Here is a 20308-nt window from a genome sequence, read left to right as displayed (position 1 = left end):
GAGATTTCCCACCGCGTTAGGCGGGTAAGATCCCTCGAAGATGACGAGGTCGATAGGTCCGAGGTGGAAGCGTGGCGACACGTGGAGCTGACGGATACTAATCGATCGAGGGCTTAACCTAGAAAAGTGGAAGCGCCGCGTTTAGCTCTCGAGGCCAAATGTTCTTCACCTCGAGGGGTGCTGGCACCCCGAGGGGGAAGGTTATTTGGCAGAAGAGAGCTAGGCGCTGGAACTGGACAGTACGAAAAGTGGAGGCCGCCCGCTGATCGGCGAAACGCGCTGGAGGGCCTGCGAGCGGGCTTAGCCCGCCGCAGCAGGACCGAAGCGTCGCGAGCCGATGGCGGCTGGAACTAGACACCGCGAAAAAGTGGAAGCGCCGCGGCTTCTTCCAACGGTTATCTAGTTTTGAAGGAATGAATTTCCTTCTTGACATTGTTTGTTTTCCAAGTATAATAAATGATGTCAAAACTGAATCGTTTGCCTAGTGGCTATGGCGGAGGGGAAACACCCGTTCCCATCCCGAACACGGAAGTTAAGCCCTCCAGCGCCGATGGTAGTTGGGGCCAGCGCCCCTGCAAGAGTAGGTCGCTGCTAGGCGAAAATCCCCTGCTGTATATACAGCAGGGGATTTTTGATTTGATTCAACCCAAAAATTTCCGCATTAAGTATTCATGAAGCAGCAACGGCACTTTTTCCGCCGACACGGAGAGAAACTCAAGAATAAACGTGTATGCCTTGCTTGAGTAAGAATGGAGAAGCTCGCTCCACCATTCCGTCTCATAGCGCGAAATCATGCTCAAGTTATACAGCAACAAGTAATGGGCGTGTATTTCTGGAAGCGAGAATGTTTTCTCTTTCTTGACTGGAATTCGGAGTGTACCGTCAAGATGGAATAAAAACGGACCTTCTCCGGCCGGCGACAGCGGCGATTCTATATGAAAATACAGAAATTCTCCTTCTTCTTTGGCGAACGAAAGCCGCTTTCCTTGTCCTTCTTCACAGAGATATTGGACAAAGCGGGACAACGACATATGGTAGTGATCCAAAATCACTTTTGGGATGGCGAGCATCGGCGGCGAAGCAGTATGTACAACAGGCAAGGATAACGGTTTTTTTCGCCCGCTTAGAAGAAAAAACGTTTCATGCAACTCGCCAATTCGTTGCAACAGCGCGCCCATGCGAAATTTTTCCCCAGCTTCTTGTTTCACATGAAACATTTTTTCAGAAAAATGTGCGAATAAACCGTTTTTTTGTATTTTTACTTCATCATCTAAAAATTCGTAGCCCTGTTTTTTTCGTTTTCTTGCTGATACACCATGGGCCAAGACCGATGTTGATTCCGGGTAGTCAGGGTCGACAGTGAGCAGGCATGCTTTTAAGAGCTGCACCATGCCGTAAAACAAGAGAACCGGCTTGATGGACAGCGGCGCCTGCTGGGCAGCGGCGTAAAAGTTTTGCCCGTGTTCCAGATAATATAAAAATGGGTAACAGTTTGCATAACTACGTTGGACGGCGTCATCCCGCTGCAGCTGTTGATAGCATTGCCGCAAAAATTGTTGCGCAGTATCGGCCGAGCGGAAAACAGAAAGGCGAAACAGTTGACCGTGATTTCCGAACATTTTTACCCCCCTTACATAAGAATTGTCTTGAAATAACTGAAAAGTTGGACATTTTCTTGATTCCTTGACAGTAGTTTAACCAGTTGTTAAGCTACTAATAATATTTCCGGACAAGGGGGAGAAAACATGTGGGAAGCGAAATTCGCCAAGGAAGGATTGACGTTTGATGATGTTCTTCTCATCCCAGCGAAGTCGGATGTATTGCCGCGCGATGTTGATGTAACCACGAAGTTGAGCGATACGCTGCAGTTGAACATCCCGATTCTCAGCGCCGGGATGGATACGGTCACCGAAGCGGAGATGGCAATTGCGATGGCGCGTCAGGGAGGCCTTGGCATCATTCACAAAAATATGTCGATCGAACAGCAGGCCGAGCAGGTCGACAAGGTGAAACGGTCGGAACGAGGCGTCATTACGGACCCGTTTTTCCTAACGCCGGATCATCAAGTGTATGATGCAGAACACTTAATGAGTAAATATCGGATTTCGGGGGTGCCGATCGTCAACAACCCCGAGGAGCAAAAATTGGTCGGCATTATTACGAACCGTGACTTGCGTTTCATTCAAGACTATTCGATTAAAATTTCCGAGGTAATGACGAAGGAAAACTTGATCACTGCTCCGGTGGGGACAACGTTGGAGGAAGCAGAGAAAATTTTGCAGCGACACAAGGTCGAAAAACTGCCTCTTGTTGATGAAAACGGTGTGCTGAAGGGATTAATTACGATCAAGGATATTGAAAAGGTCATTGAGTTCCCGAATTCGGCGAAAGATGCGAAAGGGAGGCTGATTGTCGGGGCGGCCGTCGGGGTGACGGCGGACACGATGATTCGCGTCAAAAAGCTTGTTGAGGCAGGGGTTGATGTCATTGTCGTTGACACGGCGCACGGCCATTCGAAAGGCGTCCTAGAGACGGTGGCCAACATCCGACACCAATACCCGGACTTGAACATCATCGCCGGCAATGTCGCGACAGCTGAAGGGACGCGCGACTTGATTGAGGCTGGGGCGAACATTATTAAAGTCGGAATCGGTCCGGGGTCCATCTGCACGACCCGGGTTGTCGCCGGGGTTGGTGTGCCGCAAATTACGGCGATCTACGACTGTGCGACTGAGGCGCGCAAACATGGCGTCCCGATCATCGCTGACGGCGGGATCAAATATTCCGGTGACATTGTGAAGGCGATCGCGGCTGGGGCGCATGCGGTGATGCTCGGCAGCTTGCTTGCTGGTGTTTCCGAAAGCCCAGGTGAGACGGAAATTTACCAAGGCCGCCGCTTCAAGGTGTACCGGGGCATGGGATCGGTCGCAGCCATGGAGCGCGGCAGCAAAGACCGCTATTTTCAAGAAGATGCGAAAAAGTTTGTTCCGGAAGGCATCGAGGGACGCGTTCCATACAAAGGGCCGCTTGCTGACACGATTTATCAGCTTGTCGGTGGCTTGCGCGCCGGCATGGGCTATTGTGGAACCCGCAATTTGGAAGAGCTGCGCGAAAAAACGCAGTTTATCCGCATGACGAGCGCGGGGCTCCGTGAAAGCCATCCGCATGACGTGCAAATTACGAAAGAAGCGCCGAACTACTCTGCTTTTTGATCGGAGTTGCGCCGATCGGCTCAACTTTGACGGAGACATGTCCTCCGTCTATTTTTTTGGCCGACGGTATGTTACAATAACGGTTGTGTGAGGAGGGTGTCATTGTGAGGAGGAGAAAACAAAACTGGTTGTTTTGGTTGCTGTCGATTTGCCTTTGTTTCACGTTTGGTCCGTTTCAACAGACGGTGAAGGCGGAAAGCGCCCCGCTTGACATCCGGGCGGACGCTGCGATTTTAGTGGATGCACAAACGGGAAGAATTTTGTATGAAAAAAATATCGATACGGTGCTTGGGATTGCCAGCATGACGAAAATGATGACCGAGTATTTGCTTCTTGACGCCATTAAGGCGAAGCGCGTCAAATGGGATCAAATGTACACGCCAAGCGATTACGTGTACCGGCTGTCGCAAGACCGGGCGCTGTCCAATGTCCCGTTGCGAAAAGATGGCAAGTATACGGTGCGTGAGCTGTACGAGGCAATGGCCATTTATTCGGCGAACGGGGCAACGGTCGCGATTGCTGAGATCATCGCTGGATCGGAGAAAAATTTTGTGAAAATGATGAACGACAAAGCGAAAGAGCTTGGGCTGAAAGATTATAAGTTTGTCAATGCCACAGGGTTGAGCAATAAGGATTTAAAAGGATTCCATCCAGAAGGGACAAGCACAAATGAGGAAAACGTCATGTCCGCACGTGCGATGGCGATGCTTGCTTACCGGTTGCTGAAAGATCATCCCGAAGTGCTGAAAACAGCGAGCATTCCTCATAAAGTATTCCGGGAAGGAACAAAAGATGAAATCAAAATGGACAACTGGAATTGGATGCTGCCTGGGCTTGTGTACGGATACGAAGGTGTAGACGGGTTGAAAACCGGCTATACGGAATTTGCCGGCAACTGTTTCACCGGGACGGCGAAACGAAACGGCGTCCGCTTGATTTCGGTTGTCATGAACGCGAAAGATGCGAGTGGGAAAACAACAAAAGAGGCGCGCTTTAAAGAGACAGAAAAACTATTTAACTACGGATTCAACCAATACTCCCTCGAGACGCTTTATCCAAAAGGGTACCAGCTGAAAGGAAAAGAAACACTTCCGGTCGTGAAAGGGAAAGAAAAAGAGGTTCGTGTCGCGACAGGAAAGAATCTGGATCTGCTTGTGAAAAACGGCGAGGAAAAACAATACAAACCTGTATATGTGTTGGACAAGAAAAAAATGACAAAAGAAGGAAAGCTAGTCGCCCCTTTGAAAAAAGGGGAAACGGTTGGATATATGACGCTCGAATATAAAGGGGACGACTCCCTTGCCTTCTTAAGTCCAGACATGCAAAAAAACATCCGTGTGCCGCTTGTCACAACAGCTGAAGTCGAAAAAGCCAATTGGTTTGTTCTTTCGATGCGCGCGGTCGGCGGACTGTTTGTTGATTTATGGACAAGCGTCGCCAAAACAGTGAAAGGCTGGCTGTAAAATCGACTCCCCTTGATGGGGAGCTTTTTTCCATTGTGATTTTTGTAAAAATTGAGGTAAAATAAAACAGTGGAGTCGTCCTTTTGCATGCCTCGCAAAGCATAAGGATTAGGAATAGGGGGAATCAACGTTGGCATTGACAGGTACGGACCGCGTCAAACGCGGCATGGCGGAAATGCAAAAAGGCGGCGTCATCATGGACGTCGTGAACGCAGAACAGGCGAAAATCGCTGAAGCGGCAGGGGCTGTCGCGGTTATGGCGCTCGAGCGCGTCCCGGCGGACATTCGCGCCGCTGGCGGTGTCGCACGCATGGCCGACCCGACGGTGATCGAAGAAGTGATGAACGCCGTTTCGATCCCAGTCATGGCGAAAGTGCGGATCGGCCACTATGTTGAGGCGCGTGTCTTAGAAGCGCTTGGCGTCGACTACATTGACGAAAGCGAAGTATTAACGCCGGCTGATGAGGAATTCCATATTGACAAACGGCAGTTTACCGTTCCATTTGTGTGCGGTTGCCGCGATTTAGGGGAAGCGGCGCGCCGCATTGCAGAAGGGGCATCGATGTTGCGGACCAAAGGAGAGCCGGGGACAGGCAACATTGTTGAGGCCGTGCGCCATATGCGCAAAGTGAACGCGCAAATTCGCAAAGTCGTCAACATGAGCGAAGATGAGCTTGTCGCTGAGGCGAAACAACTTGGGGCTCCGGTTGAGGTGCTGCGCGAGATCAAGCGGCTTGGCCGCCTGCCGGTTGTCAACTTCGCTGCCGGCGGTGTCGCGACACCGGCTGACGCAGCTTTGATGATGCATCTGGGCGCGGACGGCGTCTTCGTTGGATCGGGCATTTTCAAATCGGAAAATCCGGAAAAATACGCGCGCGCGATCGTAGAGGCGACGACTCATTACGAAGACTATGAATTGATCGCACATTTGTCGAAAGGATTGGGCGGCGCGATGCGCGGCATCGATATCGCGACATTGTTGCCGGAGCACCGGATGCAAGAACGCGGCTGGTAAGCGAAATAAAGGAGCAAAGCAACGATGAAAATAGGTGTACTTGGACTGCAAGGAGCTGTGCAGGAACATGTTCGCGCCATTGAGGCGTGCGGCGCCGAGGCGGTCGTCGTGAAGAAGCCGGAGCAGCTTTCAGGACTCGACGGACTCGTGCTCCCGGGCGGCGAAAGCACAACGATGCGGCGCCTCATGGACCGGTACGGATTGATGGAGCCACTGAAGCAATTTGCCGCTGATGGCAAGCCGATGTTTGGGACATGCGCCGGGCTCATTTTGCTGGCGAAACGAATCGTCGGGTATGACGAGCCGCACTTAGGCTTAATGGATATTACGGTCGAGCGGAACTCGTTTGGGCGGCAGCGGGAAAGCTTTGAGGCGGAGCTGTCGATTAAGGGTGTTGGCGACGGGTTTGTCGGCGTCTTCATCCGTGCTCCGCACATTGTCGAGGTCGGCGACGAGGTCGATGTCTTGGCGACATACAACGACCGCATTGTCGCGGCCCGGCAAGGCCAGTTTCTCGGCTGCTCGTTCCATCCAGAGCTGACCGATGACCATCGGTTTATGCAATATTTCTTAAATATGGTCAAGGAAGCGAAAACCGTCTCGAACATTTCATCATCAGGACAAAAGCGATGAGAGGAACAAGTAGCAGGCCCCCTTCCTTTCAGAGAGCCGGTGGGTGGTGCGAACCGGCAAGGAAGAGCTTGTGAATCCATCCTCGAGCAAAACGTTGAACGCCCAAAGGGCCAGTAGGCGTTTTCGGCCGCCGCCGTTAACGGCAAAAGAGGAAGGCATAGCAAGCCTTCAATAAGGGGGGCACCGCGGGATCGCTCCCGTCCCTTTTTTGGGACGGGGGCTTTTTTATGTATAATATTGAATGGAAAAGGAGGTAAAAGACATGCTGGATGTGAAAATATTGCGCACCCAGTTTGAAGAAGTGAAAGAAAAACTAATGCAGCGCGGCGGAGATTTGGCGAACATCGACCGGTTTGAACAGCTGGACAAAGAACGCCGCCGCTTGATTGCTGAGGTGGAAGAACTAAAAAGCAAACGCAACGATGTGTCGCAGCAAATCGCTGTCCTCAAGCGCGAGAAAAAGGATGCTGAGCCGCTGATTGCCCAAATGCGCCAAGTCGGCGACCGCATTAAGCAAATGGACGAGCGCGTTCGCCAATTGGAAGAGGAACTCAACGCCCTGTTGTTATCGATTCCAAATATTCCGCATGAATCCGTGCCGATCGGCCAGTCGGAAGAGGACAATGTCGAAGTGCGGAGATGGGGGGAGCCGCGTTCGTTTTCCTTTGAGCCGAAGCCGCATTGGGAAATCGCCGATCGGCTCGGTTTGCTCGACTTTGAGCGAGCCGCCAAAGTGGCGGGAAGCCGATTTGTCTTTTATAAAGGGTTAGGAGCGCGGCTTGAGCGGGCGCTCATCAACTTTATGCTTGACATCCATCTCGATGAATTCGGTTATGAAGAAGTGTTGCCTCCATATTTAGTGAACCGGGCGAGCATGATCGGAACCGGACAGTTGCCGAAATTTGCCGAGGATGCGTTCCATTTGGACAGCGAAGATTATTTCCTCATTCCGACCGCTGAGGTGCCGGTGACGAACCTGCACCGCGACGAAATTTTGGTCGCAGATGATTTGCCGCTTTACTATGCGGCCTACAGCGCCTGCTTCCGCGCGGAAGCCGGGTCGGCCGGCCGCGACACGAGAGGGCTGATCCGCCAGCACCAGTTCAACAAAGTGGAGCTTGTCAAGTTTGTCAAACCGGAAGATTCGTACGATGAACTGGAAAAATTGACGCGCCAGGCAGAGACGATTTTACAGCGGCTCGGTCTTCCGTACCGCGTTGTCGCCTTGTGCACCGGAGACCTTGGATTCTCGGCGGCGAAAACGTACGATATTGAAGTTTGGCTGCCAAGTTACGGAACGTACCGGGAAATTTCGTCATGCAGCAACTTTGAGGCGTTTCAAGCGCGCCGTGCCAACATCCGCTTCCGTCGCGATCCAAAAGCGAAACCGGAGTACGTGCATACATTAAATGGTTCGGGGCTAGCCATTGGGCGGACGGTCGCCGCCATTTTGGAAAACTACCAGCAAGAAGACGGCTCGGTCATCGTTCCGGAAGCGCTTCGTCCTTACATGGGGAATCGGGACGTCATTCGCTGAAAAAAGGTGCTTGAGGCAAATCGTTGGTTGACTTTTCCCGACTGCCGTGTTATAGTGAATGACGTTGGCAATGAGGAACAAGAAATCTTGTTCTTGGCCAAGACGATGATGAAGAGGACTGACGCGCATAAGAGGAGATTGTCATCTGAAACGGCTGACCGCCGAAAGCCGTTTCCCATCATAAAAAAACCCGCCGGTCAACGGCGGGTTTTTTATGCCTTTATTTTTTTACAACAGTAAATTGATCAGCGATCAGCAGCCAGTTTTGTGGAAAATCAATGCCAAGTTTCCAATAGCTGACCCCGCGCAAACCAAGTTCCTTCACGAGATTCAATTTTGCTTGAATGGAGCGGGCGTCCTCAAACCATACTTCATGCTCGCGTCCGTTTTCGTCGCGATAGCGAAAATGCGGTGCTTGTGCCTCCGTATCGTATTCGATGGCAACGTTATACTTTGCGGCGAGGGCGATGGCTTGCTGCGGGCTGATGGCCTGGGCGTACGGGCCGCCGGGTACATATGGCAGCGTCCAGTCGTAGCCATACAAGTTTTGCCCCATCAAAATTTTTCCGGCTGGCATTTCAGAGATGGCGTACTCGAGAACGCGGCGGACCGGACCGAGCGGGGACACCGGCATCGGCGGCCCGCCGCTGTAGCCCCATTCATACGTCATGATCACGACAAAGTCGACAATTTGTCCATGGGCTCGGTAGTCGTGTGCTTCGTACCAACGTCCGCGCTGGGTCGCGCTCGTTTTCGGCGCCAAGGCGGTCGACATCATCCATCCTTCCCGTTCAAACCGCCGTTTCGCTTTGCGCAAAAACGCATTATACGCCTCACGGTCTTCCGGGCGCAAATATTCAAAATCAAAATGGATGTCGCGGAAGCCATACCGTCTAGCGGTCACGACAATGTTGTCGAGCAGACGATTTTGCAGCGTTTCGTTTGTTAACATAAGCGCGCCGAGCTCGTCGCTGAACTGCCCGTTTTCAATGTTGGCGACAACCATAACGAGCGTGACGCGGTTGACGCGGGCAATATCCGGAAAGTCGTCAAGCGGCGGCTCTTGCAATGTCGCGTCGCGTCGGATCGCAAAATAAAAAGGACTCAAATAAGTCAAATACGGAGCGGCTTCGCGAGCGCTCGCCTCCAGCGCTGGGCTGACAGTCGCGCCGCGCGGTTCAATATAGGCGTTAAACTCCGCTCTTCGCTTGGCGCCGGGCGGTATATAAAGCCGCTGTCCGACCTTAAGCGGAGCGTTTAAGGAGAGGCGATTCACTTCGGCAAGCCGCTGCATCGGAATCGAAAATCGGCGTGCAATCGACCATAACGTGTCGCCGCGCTGCACCCAGTAAAAACGACCGACGATCGGGATCACGAGCGCCTGGCCGACAACGAGCTTATCAGGGTTTGGAAGCTTGTTGGCCCGGACAATTTCTTCCGCCGTGGTCCCGTATGCCTCGGCGATCCCACTTAACGTTTGTCCACTCTGCACTACGTGGATTTGCATACTTGACCTCCTAGTTGCGTCTTTATTCTCCATATTCTATGATGAAAAGAAAGGAGAAATGACCGTTGTGTGAAGGGGTATACGATGAACACCGACGAGTACTACATGCGATTGGCAATGGAAGAAGCAAAAAAAGCGGAGCAGATCGGCGAGGTGCCGATCGGCGCTGTCATCGTTCAAGACGGCCGCATTATCGCCCGCGCCCATAATTTGCGGGAAACTGAACAACGCGCCATCGCTCATGCAGAAATTTTGGCAATCGATGAAGCATGCCGGGAAACTGGTTCATGGCGGCTTGAGCGGGCGACGTTGTACGTAACGCTTGAGCCGTGCGCCATGTGCGCAGGCGCCATTGTTCTTTCCCGCATCGAACGAGTCGTGTTTGGCGCGTTTGACCCAAAGGGAGGGTGCGCTGGGACATTGATGAACTTATTGCAGGAAAGCCGATTTAACCATCAGGTTGAGGTGGTAAGCGGAGTGCTTGCTGATGAGTGCGGTTCGCTGTTGAGCCAATTTTTTCGACGATTGCGCGAACAAAAGAGAAATGTTGGCGGGAGTGCCAATGAAAATTCCGTCGATTGACATTGCATTTTTTCCGCTAACGAGCTATACTGATAGTGCCGTGCTAAGCGGGGAGGTAGCGGTGCCCTGTACTCGCAATCCGCTCTAGCGAGGCTGAATTCCTTCTCGAGGTTAGTCTGTTGCGAGGCCTGTCTCAAGCAAGTGGTGTTGACGTCTGGGTCCCGCGCAATGGGATTCCGTGAACCCTGTCAGGTCCGGAAGGAAGCAGCAGTAAGCGGATGCTCCCATGTGCCGCGGGGGCGCCTGGGCTGAGCTAACTGCTTGAGCAACGCTCGGGGCAGCTAATCGACAGAAGGTGCACGGCCTTACATAGCGATAGGGAACAAAACCCACTCATGGCGAGTGGGTTTTTTGTTATTTCAAATTGCAATAGGAAGTTATATAATAGATAGGACGAGAGAAAGAGGAGGGCCGTTTTCCGTGGCATACCAAGCGTTATATCGCGTGTTTCGGCCGCAGCGCTTTGCGGACATGGTCGGCCAAGAACACGTGACCAAGACGTTGCAAAGCGCCCTGCTTCAACATAAAATATCGCACGCTTACTTATTTTCCGGCCCGCGCGGTACAGGAAAAACGAGCGCAGCGAAAATTTTCGCCAAGGCGGTCAACTGTGAACAGGCGCCAGCGGCGGAGCCATGCAATGAGTGTCCAGCTTGCCTCGGCATTACGAATGGAACGGTTCCCGATGTGCTGGAAATTGACGCTGCTTCCAACAACCGCGTCGATGAAATTCGTGATATCCGTGAGAAGGTGAAATTTGCGCCGACGTCGGCCCGCTACAAAGTGTATATCATCGACGAGGTGCATATGCTGTCGATCGGTGCGTTTAACGCGCTGTTGAAAACGTTGGAGGAGCCGCCGAAACACGTCATTTTCATTTTGGCCACGACCGAGCCGCACAAAATTCCGGCGACGATCATTTCCCGCTGCCAACGGTTTGATTTTCGCCGCATCCCGCTTCCGGCGATCGTTTCACGGCTAAAGTATGTCGCAAGCGCCCAAGGTGTCGAGGCGTCCGATGAGGCATTGTCCGCCATCGCCCGTGCTGCAGACGGGGGGATGCGCGATGCGCTCAGCTTGCTTGATCAAGCCATTTCGTTCAGCGACGGGAAACTTCGGCTCGACGACGTGCTGGCGATGACCGGGGCTGCATCATTTGCCGCCTTATCGAGCTTCATCGAAGCCATCCACCGCAAAGATACAGCGGCGGTTCTTCAGCAGTTGGAAACGATGATGGCGCAAGGGAAAGATCCGCATCGTTTGGTTGAAGACTTGATTTTGTACTATCGCGATTTATTGCTGTACAAAACCGCTCCCGATGTGGAGGGAGCGATTCAAATTGCTGTCGTTGACGAAGCGTTCACTTCACTGTCGGAAATGATTCCGGTTTCCAATTTATACGAGGCCATCGAGTTGCTGAACAAAAGCCAGCAAGAGATGAAGTGGACAAACCACCCGCGCCTTCTGTTGGAAGTGGCGCTTGTAAAGCTTTGCCATCCATCAGCCGCCGCTCCGTCGCTGTCGGCTTCCGAGTTGGAACCGTTGATAAAGCGGATTGAAACGCTGGAGGCGGAATTGCGGCGCCTGAGGGAACAACCGCCTGCCCCTCCGTCGACCGCCGCGCCGGTGAAAAAATTGTCCAAACCGACGAAAACGGGGGGATATAAAGCCCCGGTTGGCCGCATTTACGAGCTGTTGAAACAGGCGACGCATGAAGATTTAGCTTTGGTGAAAGGATGCTGGGCGGATGTGCTCGACACGTTGAAACGGCAGCATAAAGTGTCGCACGCTGCCTTGCTGCAAGAGAGCGAGCCGGTTGCAGCGAGCGCCTCAGCGTTTGTGTTAAAATTCAAATACGAAATCCACTGCAAAATGGCGACCGATCCCACAAGTTCGGTCAAAGAAAACGTCGAAGCGATTTTGTTTGAGCTGACAAACCGCCGCTTTGAAATGGTAGCCATTCCGGAGGGAGAATGGGGAAAAATAAGAGAAGAGTTCATCCGCAATAAGGACGCCATAGTGGAAAAAAGCGAAGAAGATCCGTTAATCGCCGAAGCGAAGCGGCTGTTTGGCGAAGAGCTGATCGAAATTAAAGAATAAACCGTTTCAAGGAGGATGCCAAGATGATGCGTGGCGGAATGGGCAATATGCAAAAAATGTTAAAACAAATGCAAAAAATGCAAAAAGAAATGCAAAAAGCGCAGGAAGAGTTGGCGGAAAAAACGGTGGAAGGCACGGCGGGCGGAGGTATGGTGACCGTTGTCGCTAACGGTCATAAACAAATTTTGGAAGTAAAAATTAAAGAGGAAGTCGTCGACCCAGACGATATTGAAATGCTGCAAGATTTGATTTTGGCAGCGACAAACGATGCGTTGAAAAAAGCGGATGAGTTGGCTAATGAAATGATGGGGCAGTTTACAAAAGGACTTAACATTCCAGGGTTGTTCTAGGGGGGGCGTATGCATTATCCAGAACCGCTATCGAAGTTGATTGACAGTTTTATGAAACTGCCCGGCATCGGCCCGAAAACGGCTGCCCGCCTTGCATTTCATGTGCTGGCGATGAAAGAAGACACCGTGCTTGGGTTTGCCAAAGCGCTCGTTGATGTCAAGCGGCATATTCATTATTGCACGATTTGCGGACATATTACAGATACAGACCCTTGCTACATCTGCAAAGACGAGCGGCGCGATCGGACGACGATTTGCGTTGTTCAGGATCCGAAAGATGTCATCGCCATGGAGAGGATGAAAGAATACAATGGCCTGTACCACGTGTTGCACGGGGCCATCTCGCCGATGGAAGGCATCGGACCGGAAGATATTAAAATCGCCGAGCTGCTCACGCGATTGCAGGATGAGACGGTCCAAGAGGTGATTTTAGCGACCGACCCGAACATCGAGGGAGAGGCAACGGCGATGTACATCTCCCGCCTGTTGAAGCCGACAGGAATCAAAGTCACCCGCATCGCCCATGGCTTGCCGGTCGGCGGCGACTTGGAGTATGCGGACGAAGTGACGTTATCAAAAGCGTTGGAAGGGCGCCGTGAGCTATAGAGAGAAAGAAGGTGGGGATCGGTTTGTTATGGCGGCGAAAGGGGAAACTAAAAAGACAATTTGATGAGAAGTTAATGGCTGAACTACAAAAGGCTAGAACGGAATGGCTTGAGCAGAAACAACTCATCGAAAAAAGCGTCGATCCGTCTCCGGAGGTGCTGAGCGCATTGCAACTCGCTGAGGCCAAATATTTTTTTCTCCTCCGTGAAGCGAAGCACCGCCGCATCACACTTAAGGAAGTGCGTTAACTTCCTTATTTTTTTGTTCTTTTTTCCCCTGTTTCTCATACGTTGGTAGTACAAGCGTGCAAAAAGGGGGTTCAAACGTTGGAGCCGAACGTCGTCATTACCGTGTTGCTAGCGCTTATCGCCGTTTTGCTTATCGTCGGCGCCCGTCTCAAAGCGCTTCGTCTGATTGGCTACGCTGCTATCCGCCTGATCGTCGGGGCGCTCGCGCTGTTTGTCATCAACGCCATCGGCGGGCATTTTAACATCCATATTCCGATTAACCTCGTTACCTCAATCGTTTGCGGATTTCTTGGCCTCCCTGGAGCGGCAGCGTTAATCGTGATTGACCGATATATTTTGTAGGCATCATTATTCAAGATGCCTTTTATTTTTTTTGTTTAAAAGTTATTGACTTTTATATGACAATGCATTATATTAATCAATGTCGCTGTTCATGAAAGATATGTTGACAACAAATTAAATGATATGTATAATAATAAAAGTGTGCAAGATAAACAAGTTCCTTGAAAACTAAACAAAACGCAAGCGTCATAAGAAAAGCGGAGGTCCGATATTTCGCCTAACAGCAGCCCGCGTCCTGCGGGCAACGGTGAAATATCGCCATCCTGGCGATCGCGACGGGCAAATGTTCTTCACCCGCAGGGGTGCTTGCACCCCGAGGGGGGAGGTGATTTGACCCCGAGCGGCGGCGGACCGAAGCTGGACAATTCGAAAAGCAGAGGCCGCTTGCCTATCGGCGAAACGCGCTGAGAGGCCCGCGAGCGGGCTTAGCCCGCCAAAGCGGGACACGAAGCGTCGCGAGCCGATAGCGGCCGAAGCTAGACAATCCGAAAAGCCAATCAACTTTCTTTTGGAGAGTTTGATCCTGGCTCAGGACGAACGCTGGCGGCGTGCCTAATACATGCAAGTCGAGCGGACCGAACGGGAGCTTGCTCTCGTTTGGTCAGCGGCGGACGGGTGAGTAACACGTGGGCAACCGCGTTAGGCGGGTAAGATCCCTCGAAGATGACGAGGTCGATAGGTCCGAGGTGGAAGCGTGGCGACACGTGGAGCTGACGGATACTAATCGATCGAGGGCTTAACCTAGAAAAGTGGAAGCGCCGCGGCTTCTTCCAACGGTTATCTAGTTTTGAAGGAATGAATTTCCTTCTTGACATTGTTTGTTTTCCAAGTATAATAAATGATGTCAAAACTGAATCGCTTGCCTAGTGGCTATGGCGGAGGGGAAACACCCGTTCCCATCCCGAACACGGAAGTTAAGCCCTCCAGCGCCGATGGTAGTTGGGGCCAGCGCCCCTGCAAGAGTAGGTCGCTGCTAGGCAATAAACGAGCAGCCAGTTGCATTTGTGCAATTGGCTGCTTTCGTTTTTTGAGGAAAAAACGATAAGGACCCGCTCAATGTCTCTCTTCCTTTCATCTACTAGTATAGAATGTTAGCAATGTGGGAAACATAGAGGATGGGAGGTGGAGAGCGTGAGGACATCAATAGCAGACCGGAATCAACGCGAACATGCATGCATCGTTTGTGAACAGGAAAAAAAGGAAGGTATTTTCCTGTTTGGCCATTTTCTTTGTTTGGACTGCAACCAGGCGATTGTGCAAACGAATACGGACGACCCGGACTACTCGTTTTATGTGCGGCAGCTGCGCAAAATGTTTACATCGAAAATTCACTCGTAATCAGGGCCTGCATTTGGGCCTGTTTTTATTTGCGTTTGACGCGACTCGTGCGTTTTTTCGGGCGTTTGTGATACTATATGTTTGATGTTTCTCCTGCATATCCCATGCATTTCGGCAGTCTGCCCGGATGATGGCCGTTCTGGGACAGACAGCAAGGAAAGAGGATGATGATGGATCAAACGAAAACTCCTTTATATGACGCTCTCGCGCACCATTGGGCGCGCCGCCCGGTTTCGTTTCACGTGCCGGGACATAAATACGGCGCTTTGTTTTCAAAACGAGGGCGAGATATGTTTGCGCCGCTGTTGGCGTTGGATGCGACGGAAATTTCCGGCTTGGATGACTTGCATCATCCTGAGTCGGTGATTGCCGAGGCGCAGGCGCTGGCGGCTGAGCTGTATGGCGTTAGGGAGACGTTTTTCCTTGTGAACGGTTCGACGGCAGGGAATTTGGCCATGATCGCCGCCGTGTGTGATGGAAAGAGGAAGAAAGTAATTGTACAACGCAATTGCCATAAATCGGTGATGCATGCATTGCAACTCATGGGGGCCACTCCTGTTCTACTTGCTCCCGAGTTTGACCGTGATGTGTGTGTCGCGTCGCACATTCGTCCTGAAGCGGTCAAAGAGGCATTGGCGCTTTATGATGATGTTGCTTCGGTTGTATTGACGAACCCAAATTATTATGGAATGGCCGCCGATTTGACAGAAATCGTCCGTCTCGTTCATGAACATGGCATTCCGGTGCTGGTTGATGAGGCGCATGGCGCTCATTTCGTTGCCGGCCCCCCTTTTCCGACATCGGCGCTTGGCTATGGCGCTGATGTCGTCGTACAGTCGGCGCATAAAACGTTGCCGGCGATGACGATGGGAGCGTTTTTGCATGTAAACAGCGAGCTGGTTGATCTTGAGCGGTTGAAATATTTTTTGCAGTTGTTTCAGTCAAGCAGCCCGTCTTACCCGATTATGGCGTCGCTCGATTTGGCGCGGAGTTATGTCGCCCAGCTTTCAAAAAGCGATACGGCGGCGATTGTGGCAGAAATTGAGAAGTTTAAAGCAGCCTTGGCCGATATTGACGGGGTGGCAGTCGTTTGTTCCCGCCATTTTGGCGTACAGACCGACCCGCTGAAAGTAACGGTGCAGACGCGCTGTTCCTTGACCGGGTATGAACTTCAGCGTCGGCTTGAGCGCGAAGGGGTGTTTGTCGAGCTTGCTGATCAAATGAATGTGCTTTTCGTTTGCCCGCTGGCGGTAACTGGGCGGCTTCAGGAAGCAGCGGAGAAAATCAAACGAGCGTGGCGCGATTTGCCAGATGGCGAGGCGCCGGTGTGTGACGCTTCGCCTTTTCTCGGACCGCCGCTATCGGTTTTAGTCCCGTATAATGAGCTTCGCCATTTGCGGACAAAAGCTGTGGCGCTCGAGGAAGCTGAAGGACATATAGCAGCGGAAACGGTCATTCCATATCCGCCTGGGGTGCCGCTCGTGTGGGTCGGAGAACGGATCGGCCGCGGCCATATTGAACAGATCCGCCAGCTTCTTTGTCAGCGGGCGCACATACAAGGCGGAAGCCGGCTGAAAGATGGTCAGCTGGTTGTATACGAATAGGAAGGATGGAAAGGATGCCGCGAGTGATGAACGGATGCTTTTTTTCGTTTGAAGGGCCGGAAGGAGCCGGCAAAACGACGATGATCAGCAAATTGGAGTCGTTGTTGCGTGAGCGGGGGATTGACGTCGTGGCGACGAGGGAACCGGGCGGGGTGCGCATTGCCGAGGCGATTCGCTCCATCATTTTAAACCGTGATTATACGGAAATGGACGGGCGGACGGAGGCGCTTTTATATGCGGCGGCGCGCCGGCAGCATTTGCTTGAGAAAATCGTGCCGGCGCTTGAGGCTGGGTGCGTCGTCCTTTGCGACCGGTTTGTTGACAGCTCCCTCGCCTACCAAGGATTTGCCCGCGGGCTTGGCATTGAAGAAGTATGGAAAATTAATGAGTTCGCTATTGATGGGTATATGCCGTCGCTGACGATTTATTTTGATATCGATCCGCAAATTGGGCTTGAACGAATCCGGCGAAACCGCGGCCGGGAAGTGAATCGGCTTGACCTTGAAACGTTGTCTTTTCATGAGAAGGTGCGAGAAGGGTATCAGGAACTCGCCAGACGGTTTGCCGACCGCATTGTCGTCATCGACGCGAACCGTCCGCTTGATGATGTATTCGCCGAAACAACAGCAGCGGTGCTTTCCCGCTTGAAAGGAAGATGACAGCGCCATTTCCATGAATCCGACCGTGATGATTCCTAGCGGACATGATAGAATAGAAATAAGAAATCAAGGAAGAGTGATGGCGATGCGATGGGAACAGCTAGCGAAACGCCAGCCGGTGGTGGCGAAAATGCTGCAAAGCGGCTTGGAAAAAGGGCGGATTTCTCATGCGTACTTGTTTGAGGGCCAGCGGGGGACGGGCAAAAAAGCGGCCAGTTTGTTGTTGGCGAAATGTTTGTTTTGTCTGTCCCCAATCGGAGTTTCCCCTTGTCTAGAGTGCCGCAACTGCCGGCGCATCGACTCCGGCAACCACCCTGACGTCCGGATGATCGGCCCAGATGGAGGATCAATCAAAAAGGAACAAATCGAATGGCTGCAGCAAGAGTTCTCGAAAACAGCGGTCGAGTCGGATAAAAAAATGTACATCGTGGAGCACGCCGATCAAATGACGACAAGCGCTGCCAACAGCCTTCTGAAATTTTTGGAAGAGCCGCATCCGGGGACGGTGGCGGTATTGCTGACTGAGCAATACCACCGCCTGCTAGGGACGATCGTTTCCCGCTGTCAAGTGCTTTCGTTCCGGCCGTTGCCGCCGGCAGAGCTCGCCCAGGAACTTGTCGAGGAGCACGTGCCGTTGCCGTTGGCGCTGTTGGCTGCCCATTTGACAAACAGCTTCGAGGAAGCACTGGCGCTTGCCAAAGATCGTTGGTTTGCCGAGGCGCGAACATTAGTGCTACAATGGTATGAGATGCTGGGCAAGCCGGAGCTGCAACTTTTGTTTTTCATCCACGACCGCTTGTTTCCGCATTTTTTGGAAAGCCATCAGCTTGACCTTGGACTTGATTTGCTTTTATATTTATACCGCGATTTGTTGCATATTCAAACCGGGCAGATGGACGGCGTGTTATACCGCGATCAGCTGGACCGCCTGCAACGATGGGCGCTTGCTTGCCCGCAGCGGCGGATTGTGGCTGGCATGGAAGCGATTTTACAAGCGAAAACGCGTTTCCATACAACGAATATGAGCACGGCGTTGCTTGTTGAGCAACTCGTTCTTCAATTGAAGCGGTAAAGGAGGGAGAGCCGTTGTATACGGTAGTCGGCGTCCGTTTTAAAAAAGCAGGGAAAATTTATTATTTTGACCCTGGCGATGCCGTGATTCCCGTCGGCGAATTCGTCATTGTCGAGACGGTCCGAGGCATTGAGTACGGAAAAGTCGTCATCGCCAATAAACAAGTCGACGAAAACGACATCGTGCTGCCGCTCAAAAAAGTGATCCGCGTGGCGAATGAGAAAGATAAATGGGTTGTAGAAGAAAACAAAAAGGCGGCGCGCGAGGCGTATGACATTTGCTTGCGCAAAGTGGAGGAGCACGGGCTGGAAATGAAGCTCGTCGATGTGGAATATACGTTTGACCGCAATAAAGTGATCTTTTATTTCACTGCCGATGGGCGCGTCGATTTCCGCGAGCTTGTGAAGGACTTAGCGTCGATTTTCCGCACGCGCATTGAGCTGCGGCAAATTGGGGTGCGCGACGAGGCGAAAATGCTTGGCGGCATCGGGCCGTGCGGCCGCATGCTTTGTTGTTCGACGTTTTTAGGCGATTTTGAACCGGTGTCGATCAAAATGGCGAAAGATCAAAACTTGTCGCTCAATCCAACGAAAATTTCCGGGTTGTGCGGCCGGCTGATGTGTTGCCTGAAATATGAAAACGAAGAGTATGAGACGGCGAAAGAACAACTCCCGGATTTAGGGGAATATGTCGAAACACCGCACGGCTTCGGCAAAGTCGTCGGCTTGAACATTTTAGAGCGGGTGCTGCAAATCGAGCTTCCAGAATTCGGACGGGTCGTCGAATATACACTCGATGAGCTGATGAAAAACGGGACGTTGTCCATTCGCGTCGCAGATTAATTTGGGGTGGGGCCAGTGGAAAAAGTAGATAAAAAAGAAGTGTTTCGATCAGTGGCCAATATGGAAGAGCAACTTAGTTATTTTTACCGCGAGCTGGTGCAGCTGAAACAGCGCGTAACGGAGCTGTTAGAAGAGAATCACCAGCTGCAAATCGAAAATGCTCATTTGCGCCGTCGGCTTGAACAATTGTCAGAAGCATGGGAAGAAGGCAAACGAAAAGGGGACAAACATGGCAAAAAACTCATCGACATTGGCGAAGGGTATGACAATTTAGCCCGCCTTTACCAAGAAGGGTTTCATATTTGTCACATCCATTACGGAAGCATTCGCACCGAGGGCGATTGTTTGTTTTGCTTGTCGTTTTTGAACAAAACCTAAAGGCAGCGCCACCCTTTCCGTTTCGGAAAGGTTATTTTTTTCAATGGAGGATCGTGCGTTATGGTGGAATTGTACGAGGATGAACGGCTCGATTATTTGTTTAACGAAGAGCTCCGCATCATTCAAAGTCCATCTGTATTTTCGTTTTCCCTTGATGCCGTGCTCCTTGCTCATTTTGCCTATATGCCGATTCAAAAGGGGCAGATTGTTGATTTGTGCACGGGCAACGGGGTGATTCCCCTCTTGTTGAGCCGGCGAACAAAAGGGACGATCATCGGCATCGAAATTCAAGAACGGCTTTGCGACATGGCGAGGCGAAGCGTGCAATACAACGGGCTTGAAGGACAAATCGAGATCATACACGGCGACATTAAAGAAGCGCCGCAACGGATCGGTTACAGCCGGTACGATGTCGTCACGTGCAACCCCCCGTATTTTCCGGCAGTCGGCAAAGACGAACTGAGCAAAAATGAACATATCGCCATCGCCCGCCATGAAATTTATTGCACCCTAGAGGATGTGATTCGAGTCAGCAGCCAGCTGTTGAAGCAAGGAGGGAAGGCGGCGTTCGTCCACCGGCCCGGGCGGCTGCTTGACCTTGTGACGCTCATGCGCCAATACCGTCTTGAGCCGAAACGGCTCCGCTTTGTGTACCCGAAAGAGGGCAAAGAGGCGAATATGATTTTAATTGAAGGGACAAAAGATGCAGGCCCGGACTTAAAAGTGTTGCCTCCGCTTGTCGTGTATGATGAGAATAACGAATGTACCGAGGAGACGAAGCGGATCTTATATGGCATTATTTCATCTTAAAGGGGCGGAA

20 protein-coding genes, 3 rRNA genes, 1 other RNA gene and 2 other annotated features are annotated in these 20308 nt (G+C 51.9%); of the genes, 22 read left to right on the top strand and 2 right to left on the bottom strand.

The window, feature by feature from the left end:
* Nucleotides 1–121 (top strand): 23S ribosomal RNA (locus B9L19_RS18465); the annotation flags it as partial.
* Nucleotides 122–480: 359 nt separating this feature from the next.
* Nucleotides 481–597: ribosomal RNA gene (gene rrf / locus B9L19_RS18460) — 5S ribosomal RNA — on the top strand.
* Nucleotides 598–641: 44 nt separating this feature from the next.
* Here rrf (B9L19_RS18460) and B9L19_RS18455 read toward each other — a convergent pair.
* Nucleotides 642–1619, bottom strand: coding sequence for a YaaC family protein (locus B9L19_RS18455; RefSeq protein WP_025948447.1), 978 nt, complete (start codon nucleotides 1617–1619; stop codon nucleotides 642–644).
* Between the two features lie 126 nt (nucleotides 1620–1745).
* On the opposite strand from B9L19_RS18455, the gene guaB reads away from it, so the two are divergent.
* The 5 genes from guaB (at nucleotide 1746) to serS (ending at nucleotide 7860) form a co-directional block, all read left to right on the top strand.
* Nucleotides 1746–3212, top strand: coding sequence for an IMP dehydrogenase (guaB, locus tag B9L19_RS18450; RefSeq protein ID WP_025948446.1), 1467 nt, complete (start codon nucleotides 1746–1748; stop codon nucleotides 3210–3212).
* A gap of 104 nt (nucleotides 3213–3316) precedes the next feature.
* Nucleotides 3317–4675: a serine hydrolase gene (locus tag B9L19_RS18445; RefSeq protein ID WP_025948445.1), complete on the top strand. Its 1359-nt coding sequence runs from the start codon at nucleotides 3317–3319 to the stop codon at nucleotides 4673–4675.
* Between the two features lie 130 nt (nucleotides 4676–4805).
* On the top strand, nucleotides 4806–5690 hold the full coding sequence (gene pdxS / locus B9L19_RS18440; protein ID WP_011229527.1) for a pyridoxal 5'-phosphate synthase lyase subunit PdxS: 885 nt from the start codon (nucleotides 4806–4808) through the stop codon (nucleotides 5688–5690).
* 24 nt (nucleotides 5691–5714) lie between these two features.
* Nucleotides 5715–6323 (top strand): pyridoxal 5'-phosphate synthase glutaminase subunit PdxT, encoded by a 609-nt coding sequence (gene pdxT / locus B9L19_RS18435; RefSeq protein ID WP_047752445.1) that lies wholly within the window; start codon nucleotides 5715–5717, stop codon nucleotides 6321–6323.
* Nucleotides 6311–6531 (top strand) — a binding site (T-box leader). (Overlaps the previous gene by 13 nt.)
* A 54-nt stretch (nucleotides 6532–6585) precedes the next feature.
* Nucleotides 6586–7860 carry a serine--tRNA ligase gene (serS, locus tag B9L19_RS18430; protein ID WP_025948443.1) on the top strand — a complete coding sequence of 425 codons (1275 nt, stop codon included), beginning with the start codon at nucleotides 6586–6588 and terminating at the stop codon, nucleotides 7858–7860.
* 220 nt (nucleotides 7861–8080) lie between these two features.
* Here the strand turns inward: serS and B9L19_RS18425 are convergent, their stop codons facing one another.
* A complete protein-coding gene (locus tag B9L19_RS18425) occupies nucleotides 8081–9367 on the bottom strand; it encodes a glycoside hydrolase family 18 protein (RefSeq protein WP_025948442.1) in 1287 nt (428 codons plus the stop codon).
* Nucleotides 9368–9451: 84 nt separating this feature from the next.
* On the opposite strand from B9L19_RS18425, the gene tadA reads away from it, so the two are divergent.
* The 15 genes from tadA to B9L19_RS18350 all read left to right on the top strand — a co-directional run bounded on the left by tadA (nucleotide 9452) and on the right by B9L19_RS18350 (nucleotide 20298).
* Nucleotides 9452–9949, top strand: coding sequence for a tRNA adenosine(34) deaminase TadA (gene tadA, locus B9L19_RS18420; RefSeq protein ID WP_025948441.1), 498 nt, complete (start codon nucleotides 9452–9454; stop codon nucleotides 9947–9949).
* Nucleotides 9950–9987: 38 nt separating this feature from the next.
* Nucleotides 9988–10252: signal recognition particle sRNA large type (gene ffs / locus B9L19_RS18415), an RNA gene on the top strand.
* A 117-nt stretch (nucleotides 10253–10369) separates the two neighbouring features.
* Nucleotides 10370–12049 carry a DNA polymerase III subunit gamma/tau gene (gene dnaX / locus B9L19_RS18410; protein WP_025948440.1) on the top strand — a complete coding sequence of 560 codons (1680 nt, stop codon included), beginning with the start codon at nucleotides 10370–10372 and terminating at the stop codon, nucleotides 12047–12049.
* Nucleotides 12050–12075: 26 nt separating this feature from the next.
* A complete protein-coding gene (locus B9L19_RS18405; RefSeq protein ID WP_020279743.1) occupies nucleotides 12076–12399 on the top strand; it encodes a YbaB/EbfC family nucleoid-associated protein in 324 nt (107 codons plus the stop codon).
* 9 nt (nucleotides 12400–12408) lie between these two features.
* Nucleotides 12409–13005, top strand: coding sequence for a recombination mediator RecR (gene recR, locus B9L19_RS18400; RefSeq protein ID WP_025948439.1), 597 nt, complete (start codon nucleotides 12409–12411; stop codon nucleotides 13003–13005).
* Between the two features lie 23 nt (nucleotides 13006–13028).
* On the top strand, nucleotides 13029–13253 hold the full coding sequence (locus B9L19_RS18395) for a YaaL family protein (RefSeq protein ID WP_012820427.1): 225 nt from the start codon (nucleotides 13029–13031) through the stop codon (nucleotides 13251–13253).
* 78 nt (nucleotides 13254–13331) lie between these two features.
* Nucleotides 13332–13595 carry a pro-sigmaK processing inhibitor BofA family protein gene (locus B9L19_RS18390; RefSeq protein ID WP_025948438.1) on the top strand — a complete coding sequence of 88 codons (264 nt, stop codon included), beginning with the start codon at nucleotides 13332–13334 and terminating at the stop codon, nucleotides 13593–13595.
* Nucleotides 13596–14228: 633 nt separating this feature from the next.
* Nucleotides 14229–14327 (top strand) — a sequence feature (23S ribosomal RNA rRNA prediction is too short).
* A gap of 130 nt (nucleotides 14328–14457) precedes the next feature.
* Nucleotides 14458–14574: ribosomal RNA gene (gene rrf / locus B9L19_RS18385) — 5S ribosomal RNA — on the top strand.
* A gap of 152 nt (nucleotides 14575–14726) precedes the next feature.
* Nucleotides 14727–14933, top strand: coding sequence for a sigma factor G inhibitor Gin (locus B9L19_RS18380; RefSeq protein ID WP_025950894.1), 207 nt, complete (start codon nucleotides 14727–14729; stop codon nucleotides 14931–14933).
* 170 nt (nucleotides 14934–15103) lie between these two features.
* Complete coding sequence (locus B9L19_RS18375; RefSeq protein WP_025950895.1) at nucleotides 15104–16537, top strand: aminotransferase class I/II-fold pyridoxal phosphate-dependent enzyme; 1434 nt, start codon at nucleotides 15104–15106, stop codon at nucleotides 16535–16537.
* A gap of 26 nt (nucleotides 16538–16563) precedes the next feature.
* Nucleotides 16564–17196 (top strand): dTMP kinase, encoded by a 633-nt coding sequence (gene tmk / locus B9L19_RS18370; protein ID WP_025950896.1) that lies wholly within the window; start codon nucleotides 16564–16566, stop codon nucleotides 17194–17196.
* A gap of 79 nt (nucleotides 17197–17275) precedes the next feature.
* The gene (gene holB / locus B9L19_RS18365) at nucleotides 17276–18268 is read left to right on the top strand and encodes a DNA polymerase III subunit delta' (RefSeq protein WP_025950897.1); all 993 of its coding nucleotides are present in this window, start codon (nucleotides 17276–17278) and stop codon (nucleotides 18266–18268) included.
* A 14-nt stretch (nucleotides 18269–18282) separates the two neighbouring features.
* Entirely contained in the window at nucleotides 18283–19110 is an 828-nt protein-coding gene (locus B9L19_RS18360) for a PSP1 domain-containing protein (protein ID WP_011229542.1), read from the top strand.
* Between the two features lie 15 nt (nucleotides 19111–19125).
* Nucleotides 19126–19488: a DNA replication initiation control protein YabA gene (yabA, locus tag B9L19_RS18355; RefSeq protein WP_025950898.1), complete on the top strand. Its 363-nt coding sequence runs from the start codon at nucleotides 19126–19128 to the stop codon at nucleotides 19486–19488.
* A gap of 60 nt (nucleotides 19489–19548) precedes the next feature.
* Complete coding sequence (locus B9L19_RS18350; RefSeq protein WP_047752442.1) at nucleotides 19549–20298, top strand: tRNA1(Val) (adenine(37)-N6)-methyltransferase; 750 nt, start codon at nucleotides 19549–19551, stop codon at nucleotides 20296–20298.
* The last annotated feature ends 10 nt before the right edge of the window (nucleotides 20299–20308 follow it).

Source organism: Geobacillus thermocatenulatus, assembly GCF_002217655.1.
Classification (GTDB): Bacteria; Bacillota; Bacilli; order Bacillales; family Anoxybacillaceae; genus Geobacillus; species Geobacillus thermocatenulatus.
This window is presented reverse-complemented; position numbering and strand designations above follow the sequence as displayed.